General features: G+C 59.4%; 9 protein-coding genes, 2 tRNA genes and 2 rRNA genes. All 13 read left to right on the top strand.

What is annotated here, in order from left to right; all coding sequences use genetic code 11:
- A partial coding sequence (locus tag F753_RS38655; protein WP_023445693.1) for an aromatic-ring-hydroxylating dioxygenase subunit beta occupies window positions 1-246 on the top strand: 246 nt, incomplete at its 5' end.
- Window positions 247-256: 10 nt separating this feature from the next.
- Window positions 257-1,267 carry a benzoate 1,2-dioxygenase electron transfer component BenC gene (gene benC, locus F753_RS38650; RefSeq protein ID WP_023445692.1) on the top strand — a complete coding sequence of 337 codons (1,011 nt, stop codon included), beginning with the start codon at window positions 257-259 and terminating at the stop codon, window positions 1,265-1,267.
- A gap of 72 nt (window positions 1,268-1,339) precedes the next feature.
- Window positions 1,340-2,119: a 1,6-dihydroxycyclohexa-2,4-diene-1-carboxylate dehydrogenase gene (locus tag F753_RS38645; protein ID WP_023445691.1), complete on the top strand. Its 780-nt coding sequence runs from the start codon at window positions 1,340-1,342 to the stop codon at window positions 2,117-2,119.
- Between the two features lie 104 nt (window positions 2,120-2,223).
- Window positions 2,224-3,567 carry an MFS transporter gene (locus F753_RS38640; RefSeq protein WP_023445690.1) on the top strand — a complete coding sequence of 448 codons (1,344 nt, stop codon included), beginning with the start codon at window positions 2,224-2,226 and terminating at the stop codon, window positions 3,565-3,567.
- Window positions 3,568-3,596: 29 nt separating this feature from the next.
- Window positions 3,597-4,718, top strand: a complete 1,122-nt coding sequence (locus F753_RS38635) for a muconate cycloisomerase family protein (RefSeq protein WP_023445689.1) — start codon at window positions 3,597-3,599, stop codon at window positions 4,716-4,718.
- Between the two features lie 15 nt (window positions 4,719-4,733).
- On the top strand, window positions 4,734-5,024 hold the full coding sequence (catC, locus tag F753_RS38630) for a muconolactone Delta-isomerase (protein ID WP_023445688.1): 291 nt from the start codon (window positions 4,734-4,736) through the stop codon (window positions 5,022-5,024).
- A gap of 74 nt (window positions 5,025-5,098) precedes the next feature.
- On the top strand, window positions 5,099-6,037 hold the full coding sequence (gene catA / locus F753_RS38625; protein WP_023445687.1) for a catechol 1,2-dioxygenase: 939 nt from the start codon (window positions 5,099-5,101) through the stop codon (window positions 6,035-6,037).
- 159 nt (window positions 6,038-6,196) lie between these two features.
- On the top strand, window positions 6,197-7,402 hold the full coding sequence (locus F753_RS38620) for a benzoate/H(+) symporter BenE family transporter (RefSeq protein ID WP_031297826.1): 1,206 nt from the start codon (window positions 6,197-6,199) through the stop codon (window positions 7,400-7,402).
- Between the two features lie 110 nt (window positions 7,403-7,512).
- Entirely contained in the window at window positions 7,513-8,772 is a 1,260-nt protein-coding gene (locus F753_RS38615) for an OprD family porin (RefSeq protein WP_023445685.1), read from the top strand.
- A 625-nt stretch (window positions 8,773-9,397) separates the two neighbouring features.
- Window positions 9,398-10,934: ribosomal RNA gene (locus tag F753_RS38605) — 16S ribosomal RNA — on the top strand.
- Between the two features lie 91 nt (window positions 10,935-11,025).
- Window positions 11,026-11,102 (top strand) — tRNA-Ile (locus F753_RS38600).
- A gap of 30 nt (window positions 11,103-11,132) precedes the next feature.
- Window positions 11,133-11,208: transfer RNA gene (locus F753_RS38595), tRNA-Ala, on the top strand.
- A 255-nt stretch (window positions 11,209-11,463) separates the two neighbouring features.
- Window positions 11,464-11,724: ribosomal RNA gene (locus tag F753_RS38590) — 23S ribosomal RNA — on the top strand; the annotation flags it as partial.

Genomic DNA, 11,724 nt, shown 5'->3' with positions numbered 1-11,724 from the left:
CCCATCCCGGCCCCCGGGGGGAGCCACAACATCAGCAACCTCGAGTTGCTCGAGCAGGCCGACGGCGTCTGCAAGCTGCGCTTCAACTGGCACACGATGAGCTTTCGCTACAAGACGGTCGACCACTTCTACGGCACCAGCTTCTACACCCTTGATACGCGCGGCGAGAACCCGCTGATCAAGGCCAAGAAAGTCGTGCTGAAGAACGACTACATCCGCCAGATGATCGACGTGTACCACCTCTGAGGGCGCCGCCATGACTAACAAGATCGCATTGAACTTCGAAGACGGCGTCACCCGTTTCATCGACGCCAACTTAGGCGAAACCGTCGCCGATGCCGCCTACCGCCAAGGCATCAACGTGCCGCTGGATTGCCGGGACGGTGCCTGCGGAGCCTGCAAGTGCTTCGCCGAAAGCGGTCGCTACGACCTCGGCGAGGAATACATCGAGGACGCGCTGAGCGAAGCCGAAGCCGAGCAGGGTTACGTGCTGACCTGCCAGATGCGCGCCGAAAGCGACTGCGTGATTCGCGTGCCGGCCGCTTCTGACATCTGCAAGACCCAGCAGGCCAACTACCAGGCTGCGATCAGCAATGTGCGCCAGCTGTCCGAGAGCACCATTGCGCTGTCGATCAAGGGCGAATCGCTGAACCAGCTGGCGTTCCTGCCCGGGCAGTACGTCAATCTGCAGGTGCCTGGCAGCGATCAGACCCGCGCCTACTCCTTCAGCTCGCTGCAAAAGGATGGCGAAGTCAGCTTCCTGATCCGCAACGTGCCGGGCGGGTTGATGAGCAGCTTCCTGACCAACCTTGCCAAGGCTGGCGACAGCGTCAATCTGGCCGGGCCGCTCGGCGCCTTCTATCTGCGCGAGATCAAGCGGCCATTGTTATTGCTGGCCGGCGGCACCGGCCTCGCGCCGTTCACCGCAATGCTGGAGAAGATCGCCGAGCAGGGTAGCGAGCATCCGCTGCACCTGATCTACGGCGTCACCCACGACCACGATCTGGTGGAGATGGAGAAGCTCGAGGCCTTCGCCGCGCGCATCCCCAACTTCACTTACAGCGCCTGCGTCGCCAACCCGGACAGCGCCTATCCGCAGAAGGGCTACGTGACCCAGCACATCGAGCCCAGGCACCTCAACGACGGTGAAGTGGACATCTACCTCTGCGGCCCGCCACCGATGGTCGAGGCGGTCAGCCAGTTCATTCGTGAGCAGGGGCTGGAGCCGGCGAACTTCTACTACGAGAAGTTCGCCGCCAGCGCCTGATTCGCCAGCCGTAGGGTGGGCAACTGCGCCGCATTGCCCACCGAATCCGTCGCCATTCCAGAGGTTGGGTAGATGAATACACGTTTTCAGAACAAGGTCGCCGTCATCACCGGCGCGGCCCAGGGCATCGGCCGCCGCGTGGCTGAGCGCATGGGCGAGGAGGGCGGCCGGCTGGTACTGGTCGACCGCTCTGAGTTGGTCCATGAACTGGCCGATGAGCTAGGGGCGAAGGGTGTCGAGGCGCTGACGCTGACGGCTGATCTCGAGCAGTTCGCCGACTGCCATCGCGTCATGGCCGCGGCGAAGGCGCGCTTCGGCCGCCTCGATATCTTGGTCAACAACGTCGGCGGCACCATCTGGGCCAAGCCCTTCGAGCATTACCAGGAACACGAGATCGAGGCCGAGGTGCGCCGCTCGCTGTTCCCCACGCTGTGGTGTTGTCACGCCGCGCTGCCGCACATGCTGGAGCAGGGCGCGGGCGCCATTGTCAACGTCTCTTCGATTGCCACGCGCAGCCTGAATCGCGTGCCCTATGGCGCGGCCAAGGGCGGGGTGAATGCGCTGACTGCGTGCCTGGCCTTCGAGAACGCCGAGCGCGGCATTCGCGTCAACGCCACCGCGCCGGGCGGCACCGAGGCGCCGCCGCGGCGTATTCCGCGCAACAGTGCCGAGCAGACTGAGCAGGAAAAGCTCTGGTACCAGCAGATCGTCGATCAGACCGTCGATTCATCGCTGATGAAGCGCTACGGGACGATCGACGAGCAGGCCGGGGCGATCCTCTTCCTGGCATCGGACGACGCGTCCTACATCACCGGCGTGACCCTGCCGGTGGGTGGTGGCGATCTCGGCTGAATCACATAGACCGGCCTGACCGGACAACGCCAAGGCACCTCGGCAGCGCGGTGATTTACCGCTGCGGCCGACCGCGACTAACAAAAACAATAGAGAGTCTTGCCATGCGAAAAGTAGATGTTCACGAAATCATCGATAACGCGCGCTTCAGCCGCTTCCATTGGCTCGTCGTGTGCCTCTGCGCACTGCTGCTGATCTTCGACGGCTACGACCTGTTCATTTACGGCGTGGTCCTGCCGGTGATCATGAAGGAGTGGGGGCTGACCCCGCTGGAAGCTGGTGCGCTGGGTAGTTACGCGCTGTTCGGGATGATGTTCGGCGCGTTGGTCTTCGGCACCCTGGCTGACCGCATCGGTCGCAAGAAAGGCATTGCCATCTGCTTCGTACTGTTCAGCGGCGCCACTGTGCTCAATGGCTTCGCCAGCACACCGACCGAGTTCGGCATCTTCCGCTTTCTCGCCGGCCTCGGCTGCGGCGGGTTGATGCCCAATGTGGTGGCGCTGATGAATGAATACGCGCCGAAGAAACTGCGTAGCACGCTGGTGGCGGTCATGTTCAGCGGCTACTCGCTGGGCGGCATGCTGTCGGCCGGCCTCGGAATCTACATGCTGCCGCGCTTCGGCTGGGAAGCGATGTTCTTCGCCGCCGCGGTGCCGCTGCTGTTGTTGCCGGTGATCCTCTGGTATCTGCCGGAGTCGGTGGGTTTCCTCGTCCGCCAGGGCCGGAGCGAGCAGGCCCGGGCGTTGCTGAGCAAGGTCGACCCAAGTCGCCAGCTGACAGCGGACGATGAGCTGGTGATGACCGACGTGAAGGGCAAGAGCGCTTCGGTGCTGGAGCTGTTTCGCGACGGCCGTGGCGTGCGCACCTTCTCGCTGTGGCTGGCGTTCTTCTGCTGCCTGCTGATGGTTTACGCGCTGGGTTCATGGCTGCCGAAACTGATGGCCAACGCGGGTTACAGCCTGGGCTCCAGCCTGTCGTTCCTGCTGGCACTGAATTTCGGGGGAATGGCTGGCGCGATTCTCGGCGGCTGGCTGGGCGATCGCTACAACCTGTCCAAGGTAGTGGTGGTGTTCTTCGCCGTGTCGGTGGCCTCGATCAGCCTGCTTGGCTTCAAGACCCCGATGCCGGTGCTGTACACCCTGATCTTCATCGCCGGCGCCACGGTGATCGGCACGCAGATCCTGCTGTACGCGACCGCTGCACAGTTCTATGGCCTGTCGATCCGCTCCACCGGGCTTGGCTGGGCCTCGGGAATTGGCCGCAACGGCGCCATCGTCGGCCCGCTGCTGGGTGGTGCGTTGCTGGGCATCAACCTGCCGCTGCAGCTCAACTTCATGGCCTTCGCCGTGCCGGGCGTCGTCGCCGCACTGGCCATGACCGCCTTCGCCATTTCCAGCAAGCGCAGCCCGGAAGCCGCACCAGTCGTGCTGTCGGCGGCCAAGGCCTGAATCCTGACACTGGTAAATCGGAAAACGATATGAGCCCCATCCTGATCGAAAGCATCCAGGCAATCGTCGTCGACCTGCCGACCATCCGCCCGCACAAACTGGCGATGCACACCATGCAGCAACAGACGCTGGTGATCATCCGCGTGCGTTGCAGTGACGGTATCGAAGGCATCGGCGAATCCACCACCATCGGTGGTCTGGCCTATGGCAACGAAAGCCCGGAGAGCATCAAGCAGAACATCAACAGCCACCTCGGCCCGCTGCTGGTGGGCCAGGATGCAGCGAATATCAATGCGGCCATGCTGCGGCTGGACAAGGCCGCCAAGGGCAATACGTTCGCCAAGTCCGGCCTGGAAAGCGCGCTGTTGGACGCTCAGGGCAAGCGCTTCGGGCTGCCGGTCAGCGAGCTCCTTGGCGGACGGGTACGCGACAGCCTGGAAGTCGCCTGGACGCTGGCCAGCGGTGATACAGCGAGAGACATTGAGGAGGCCGAGCGCATGCTCGATTTCCGCCGCCATCGCATCTTCAAGCTGAAGATCGGCGCTGGCGAAGTGAATGCTGACCTCAAGCACGTCATCGCCATCAAGCAGGCCCTTGGCGAGCGCGCCAGTGTGCGCGTCGATGTCAATCAGGCATGGGACGAGTCGGTGGCGCTGCGTGCCTGCCGCATCCTCGGCGACAACGGTATCGACCTGATCGAACAGCCGATCTCGCGGATCAACCGCGGCGGGCAGATTCGCCTGAATCAGCGCAGCCCGGCACCGATCATGGCCGACGAATCCATCGAGAGCGTCGAAGATGCCTTCAGCCTGGCCGCCGACGGCGCCGCAAGCATCTTCGCCCTGAAGATCGCCAAGAACGGCGGCCCGCGTGCCGTATTGCGCACCGCGCAGATCGCCGAGGCAGCCGGTATTGCGCTGTATGGCGGCACCATGCTCGAAGGCGCCATCGGCACCCTGGCCTCGGCGCATGCCTTCGTCACCCTCAATAAGTTGACCTGGGGCACCGAGCTGTTCGGCCCGCTGCTGCTCACCGAAGAAATCGTCGCCGAGCCGCCGGTCTACCGCGACTTCCATCTGGAAGTGCCGCGCACGCCGGGCCTTGGCCTGACCCTCGACGAAGAGCGCCTGGCGTTCTTCAGTCGCACGTAACCGGAGGCTGAACTGATGCTGTTCCACGTAAAGATGATCGTAAAACTGCCCGTCGATATGGACCCCGGCAAGGCGTTCAAGCTGAAGGCTGACGAGAAGGAACTGGCCCAGGGCCTGATGCGTGAAGGCAAGTGGCGGCACCTCTGGCGCATCGCCGGCCAGTACGCCAACTACAGCGTGTTCGATGTGGCCAGCGTTCAGGAACTGCACGACACCCTGATGCAGCTGCCGCTGTTCCCCTACATGGAGATCGAGGTCAATCCGCTGTGCCGGCATCCGTCCTCGATTCGTGAAGACGATAGCTGATCGAACCTGAAAAAGGCCGGTGTGCGCCGGCCAATCAACCCGCGTCACCACAACTACAAGACGAGGCCTGAGCCATGACTGTGAAAATCTCCCATTCCCCGGAAATCCAGAAGTTCTTCAAGGAAGCCAGCGGCTTCAACAATGACGAAGGCAGCCGCCGCATGAAGACGGTGGTCAACCGCATCCTGATCGATACCGCGAAGATCATCGAGGATCTGGAAATCACCCAGGATGAGTTCTGGAAAGCGGTGGACTACATGAATCGTCTGGGCGGCCGCCACGAGGCAGGGCTGCTGGTCGCTGGTCTCGGTCTGGAGCATTTTCTCGATTTGCTGGAGGATGCCAAGGACGAACAGCATGGCCTGACTGGCGGCACGCCGCGCACCATCGAAGGCCCGCTGTATGTGGCCGGCGCGCCGATCGCTCAGGGCGTGACACGCATGGACGACGGCAGCGAGGATGATGTTGCCACGACGATGTTCCTGCAGGGTCGCGTCACCGGCCCGGACGGCAAGCCACTTGCCGGTGCGGTAGTCGACCTGTGGCACGCAAACACCAAGGGCAACTATTCCTACTTCGACAAGAGCCAGTCCGACTACAACCTGCGTCGGCGCATCGTCACCGACGAGAACGGCTGTTACCGCGCGCGCAGCATCGTGCCTTCCGGCTATGGCTGCTCGCCCGACGGTCCGACCCAGGAGGTGCTCGACACCCTCGGCCGCCACGGCCAGCGTCCGGCGCATATCCATTTCTTCATCTCCGCGCCGGGCTATCGCCATCTGACTACCCAGATCAACTTGGCCGGCGACAAGTACTTGTGGGACGACTTTGCTTACGCAACTCGCGACGGGCTGGTCGGTGACATTCACTTCATTGATGACGCCGAAGCCGCACGCAGCCGCAGTGTGCAAGGCCGCTTCGCCGAGGTCGACTTCGACTTCCAGCTGCAGAAAGCGCCCGCGCCGAAGGCCGAACAGCGCAGCTCGCGTCCGCGGGCTTTGCAGGAGGCGTAAGGCAGGCATGTCGGCGCCAGCCACGGATGGCTCTGCCGCGCCAACAATTAATGCGGTGCGGCGTGTCCCGCTGAGTTGTCGAGCCACTGAAACGATACACCTACAACAAGAGCCGTCCGGACACTGTCACGGATGGCCAGGCCTGACTTGCGAGGCTTCATGAAGACGCTACTCAGAGACTGTTCGCTTTCTGCCGTGGTCGCGGGATTCATCGCGACGGTAATCTCCTACGCCGGCCCCCTGGTGATCATCTTCCAGGCCGCCAAGGCGGGTGGGTTGCCCCAAGACGTACTGTCGTCATGGGTCTGGACGATCTCCATCGGCAGCGGCGTGCTCGGCATTCTGCTAAGCCTGCGCTACAAAGTGCCGATCATCATTGCCTGGTCCGCGCCGGGCTCGGCGCTGCTGGTCACCATGCTGCCCGACATCACGCTGAATGAGGCTGTCGGCGCCTATGTCGTCACCAGTGTGGTGGTGCTGTTGGTGGGCCTGTCAGGTGCATTCGACCGCATCATCAACCGCCTGCCGGCCGCGATTGCCGCAGGCATGCTCGCGGGGATCCTGTTCCGCTTCGGGACTGGCCTGTTCATCTCCATAAAGGAACAACCCTGGCTGGTGCTGGCGATGTTCGCCACCTATCTGGCGTTCAAGCGGGCCTTGCCTCGCTACGCGGTGTTCGCGGTGCTGGTTGTCGGCGTAACGATCACCGTCGCGTCTGGCGAATTGCAAAGCGAGGCCCTGGTGATCGGCTTGGCGACGCCGATGTGGATCGCCCCCGAGTTCAGTTGGCAGGTGATGCTGAATATCGCCTTTCCGCTGGTGATGGTGGCGCTGACCGGTCAATTCGTTCCGGGCATGGCTGTTCTGCGCAACGACGGCTACAGCACGCCGGCCAGCCCGTTGATCAGCAGCAGCGCATTGGGTTCGTTGCTGCTGGCGCCCTTCGGTTGCCACGGGCTGAACCTTGCTGCAATCACGGCGGCGATCTGCACGGGCCGGGAAGCTCACGAGAATCCGGCGAAGCGTTACGTTGCGGGCGTATCGGGCGGTGTTTTCTATCTGCTGCTCGGGGTATTCGGTGCGACGCTGGTCTCCATCTTCACCGCGTTTCCCACGGCTCTGATCGCAGCCCTGGCTGGTCTGGCACTACTGGCAGCAATTGGCGGCGCGCTGAGTGCCGCGATGGCAATGCCCGCAGACCGTGAGGCTGCCTTGATCACCTTTCTGGTGACGGCATCCGGTATGTCGTTCCTCGACCTGTCCGCGGCGTTCTGGGGACTGATCTTCGGCATTGCTGCCCATCTCTTCTTGAAGCTTCGCCCCGTAGCGGCAAATCACGCGGAGGAGCGACAGCCGGCCGGCTGACGTCGATTTTCACGCGGGACAACCGAGTCACCCAACACGTAGTCCTCCCCGGCACCACGCCGGAGAGGTAGCTGCGTGCACCCAGAAAACAACAACAAGAGACGAATACCATGCAGAAACGATCAATCTCGAGACTTGCTCTGACCATTGCTGCCGCTTCCGCCGTGCAGTACGTGCATGCCGAGGCCGGTGGGTTCATGGAGGATGCGACTGCCACGCTACAGGCACGCAACTACTACTTCAGCCGCGACTTCTCGGATATCGAGGGGCCAAATCAGCAGTCGAAGGCGGAGGAGTGGGGGCAGGGATTCATTCTCAACTTCAAGTCCGGCTATACGCAGGGCACGGTTGGGGTAGGCGTCGATGCAATCGGGATGCTGGGAGTAAAGCTCGACAGCAGTCCTGATCGGGCGGGGACGGGGCTCTTGCCGGTGGCCGATAATGGCCGGGGAGCGGATGATTACAGCCGCCTGGGTGCTGCGCTGAAAGTGCGAGTATCGAGCACTGAATTGCGGATCGGCGAGCTACAGCCAAATCTCCCGGTGTTGACCTTCAGCGACATTCGCTTGCTACCGCCTACTTATCAGGGCGTCAGTTTCGTTTCCAGCGAGATCGCCGGCCTTACCTTGCAGGGTGGACACCTGCGCTCGACCAGCCTTCGCAATGAAGCGGGTGATGACCGGATGCGTGCGATGCTGGGCCGCACGCCGCAAGCGGGGTTCAGCGATGCATTCAACTATGCTGGCGGCGATTATGCGTTGAATGCCAAGCGGACGTCGCTGAGTGCTTGGTACGCTCAGCTTGAAGACATATATAACCAGCGCTTCCTCGGTCTGAAGCACAGCGAGCCCTTGGGCAGCTGGACGCTTGGCGCCAACCTGGGCTTCTATGACTCGCAGGAAGATGGCAGCAAGCTTGCGGGAGAGATTGATAATCGGGCGTTCTATTCGCTGCTATCCGCCAGGCACGGCGGCCACACATTCTATGTCGGCTACCAGGCAATGTTCGGGGACAGCGCTTTTCCTCGGGTTTTCGCCAACGTAACGCCGCTCGGCAACGAGGTACCAACCTACGAGTTCGCCGAGAAGGATGAGCGTTCCTGGCAGGCGCGGTACGACTACGATTTCGCCGCGGTCGGCGTTCCGGGCCTGGTTGCAACGGTACGCTACATCACGAGCGATAACGTCGATACGGATCGGGGCTTCGAGGGTACCGCTCATGAACGCGACCTGGACGTCAGCTATACGATTCAAAGCGGTCCGTTGAAGAACGTCGGCATTCGTATCCGCAATGTGGCCGCACGTTCTAACTACCGCAGTGATATTGATGAGAACCGACTAATCCTCAGCTATGCATTAACGCTGTTCTGAATGTGAGATTGCCTCCCGCGACGAATATAGGAGGGGAGCCAAACAAATCTGGCCCAAGTGGAAATAACGGTTGACGTTAGTTTTCAGGCTCCTATAATGCGCACCACTTCCGGCGCAGTCCTTAAGCAAAACCTCTTGTAAATCAAAAGGTTAGCGAAATAAAAGGGTTGCACGGATGGCGGATTCGAGTAGAATGCGCCGGGCTGGCAGGGTGGCGGTTGAATCCTGTTGGCGGCTTCGGTCGGGTTGATCGGAAGCGGTTGAAAGAGGTGGTTGACAGCGGATTTGAACGCTGTATGATTCGCCTCCCGCTGACGAGAGACGCAAGTTGATCTGAAGCGCAAGCGGTTGAGAAGAAAGAAAAACTTCTTCAAAAACAGCTTGACAGGTAACAAGGCTGCTGTAGAATGCGCGGCCTCGGTTGAGACGAAAGACTTGATCGAAACGCTCTTTAACAACTGAATCAAGCAATTCGTGTGGGTGCTTGTGAATGTAAGACTGATGGTCAGATAGATTATCAGCATCACAAAGCAACACTCGTTTATTCGAGAGTTACTCTTTACTTGTAAAGAGATTTGCGATTGCTGAGCCAAGTTTAGGGTTTTCTCAAAACCCAAGCAGTATTGAACTGAAGAGTTTGATCATGGCTCAGATTGAACGCTGGCGGCAGGCCTAACACATGCAAGTCGAGCGGATGAAGAGAGCTTGCTTTCTGATTCAGCGGCGGACGGGTGAGTAATGCCTAGGAATCTGCCTGATAGTGGGGGACAACGTTTCGAAAGGAACGCTAATACCGCATACGTCCTACGGGAGAAAGCAGGGGACCTTCGGGCCTTGCGCTATCAGATGAGCCTAGGTCGGATTAGCTAGTTGGTGAGGTAACGGCTCACCAAGGCGACGATCCGTAACTGGTCTGAGAGGATGATCAGTCACACTGGAACTGAGACACGGTCCAGACTCCTACGGGAGGCAGCAGTGGGGAATATTGGACAATGGGCGAAAGCCTGATCCAGCCATGCCGCGTGTGTGAAGAAGGTCTTCGGATTGTAAAGCACTTTAAGTTGGGAGGAAGGGCATTAACCTAATACGTTAGTGTTTTGACGTTACCGACAGAATAAGCACCGGCTAACTTCGTGCCAGCAGCCGCGGTAATACGAAGGGTGCAAGCGTTAATCGGAATTACTGGGCGTAAAGCGCGCGTAGGTGGTTTGTTAAGTTGAATGTGAAAGCCCCGGGCTCAACCTGGGAACTGCATCCAAAACTGGCAAGCTAGAGTATGGCAGAGGGTGGTGGAATTTCCTGTGTAGCGGTGAAATGCGTAGATATAGGAAGGAACACCAGTGGCGAAGGCGACCACCTGGGCTAATACTGACACTGAGGTGCGAAAGCGTGGGGAGCAAACAGGATTAGATACCCTGGTAGTCCACGCCGTAAACGATGTCGACTAGCCGTTGGGATCCTTGAGATCTTAGTGGCGCAGCTAACGCATTAAGTCGACCGCCTGGGGAGTACGGCCGCAAGGTTAAAACTCAAATGAATTGACGGGGGCCCGCACAAGCGGTGGAGCATGTGGTTTAATTCGAAGCAACGCGAAGAACCTTACCAGGCCTTGACATGCAGAGAACTTTCCAGAGATGGATTGGTGCCTTCGGGAACTCTGACACAGGTGCTGCATGGCTGTCGTCAGCTCGTGTCGTGAGATGTTGGGTTAAGTCCCGTAACGAGCGCAACCCTTGTCCTTAGTTACCAGCACGTTAAGGTGGGCACTCTAAGGAGACTGCCGGTGACAAACCGGAGGAAGGTGGGGATGACGTCAAGTCATCATGGCCCTTACGGCCTGGGCTACACACGTGCTACAATGGTCGGTACAAAGGGTTGCCAAGCCGCGAGGTGGAGCTAATCCCATAAAACCGATCGTAGTCCGGATCGCAGTCTGCAACTCGACTGCGTGAAGTCGGAATCGCTAGTAATCGTGAATCAGAATGTCACGGTGAATACGTTCCCGGGCCTTGTACACACCGCCCGTCACACCATGGGAGTGGGTTGCTCCAGAAGTAGCTAGTCTAACCTTCGGGGGGACGGTTACCACGGAGTGATTCATGACTGGGGTGAAGTCGTAACAAGGTAGCCGTAGGGGAACCTGCGGCTGGATCACCTCCTTAATCGAAGACTTCAGCTTCTTCATAAGCTCCCACACGAATTGCTTGATTCACTAGCGAAAAGCGATTGGGTTTCGACCCGAGAGAGACGATTGGGTCTGTAGCTCAGTTGGTTAGAGCGCACCCCTGATAAGGGTGAGGTCGGCAGTTCGAATCTGCCCAGACCCACCAATTGTCATGGGATGTGGCCGATCTGTAGATGGGGCCATAGCTCAGCTGGGAGAGCGCCTGCTTTGCACGCAGGAGGTCAGCGGTTCGATCCCGCTTGGCTCCACCATTAACTCGAAAATCGCTGAAAGCTCAGAAATGAGTGCTGCTTGCATATCCTGTGATGTGTGAGGGTATTGATTTCTGGTCTTTGCGCCAGAACTGTTCTTTAAAAATTTGGGTATGTGATAGAAGTAGATTTGAGTGGTCACTTTCACTGGTGATTATTCAAGTCAAGGTAAAATTTGCGTGTTCTCTATGCAAATTTTCGGCGAATGTCGTCTTCACGTTATATAGACAGTAACCAGATTGCTTGGGGTTATATGGTCAAGTGAAGAAGCGCATACGGTGGATGCCTTGGCAGTCAGAGGCGATGAAAGACGTGGTAGCCTGCGAAAAGCTTCGGGGAGTCGGCAAACAGACTTTGATCCGGAGATGTCTGAATGGGGGAACCCAGCCATCATAAGATGGTTATCACACACTGAATACATAGGTGTGTGAGGCGAACCAGGGGAACTGAAACATCTAAGTACCCTGAGGAAAAGAAATCAACCGAGATTCCCTTAGTAGTGGCGAGCGAACGGGG

This window comes from Stutzerimonas chloritidismutans AW-1, assembly GCF_000495915.1.
Lineage (GTDB): Bacteria > Pseudomonadota > Gammaproteobacteria > Pseudomonadales > Pseudomonadaceae > Stutzerimonas > Stutzerimonas chloritidismutans.
The sequence above is the reverse complement of the archived record's forward strand: the minus strand, read 5'-3'. Positions and strand labels throughout refer to the sequence as shown.

Bases quoted from the DNA above. Each gene is read 5' to 3' on its own strand.
- catA (WP_023445687.1), top strand. From the start codon at position 5,099: ATGACTGTGAAAATCTCCCATTCCCCGGAAATCCAGAAGTTCTTCAAG.
- F753_RS38615 (WP_023445685.1), top strand. From the start codon at position 7,513: ATGCAGAAACGATCAATCTCGAGACTTGCTCTGACCATTGCTGCCGCT.
- catC (WP_023445688.1), top strand. From the start codon at position 4,734: ATGCTGTTCCACGTAAAGATGATCGTAAAACTGCCCGTCGATATGGAC.
- F753_RS38620 (WP_031297826.1), top strand. From the start codon at position 6,197: ATGAAGACGCTACTCAGAGACTGTTCGCTTTCTGCCGTGGTCGCGGGA.
- benC (WP_023445692.1), top strand. From the start codon at position 257: ATGACTAACAAGATCGCATTGAACTTCGAAGACGGCGTCACCCGTTTC.
- F753_RS38640 (WP_023445690.1), top strand. From the start codon at position 2,224: ATGCGAAAAGTAGATGTTCACGAAATCATCGATAACGCGCGCTTCAGC.
- F753_RS38645 (WP_023445691.1), top strand. From the start codon at position 1,340: ATGAATACACGTTTTCAGAACAAGGTCGCCGTCATCACCGGCGCGGCC.
- F753_RS38635 (WP_023445689.1), top strand. From the start codon at position 3,597: ATGAGCCCCATCCTGATCGAAAGCATCCAGGCAATCGTCGTCGACCTG.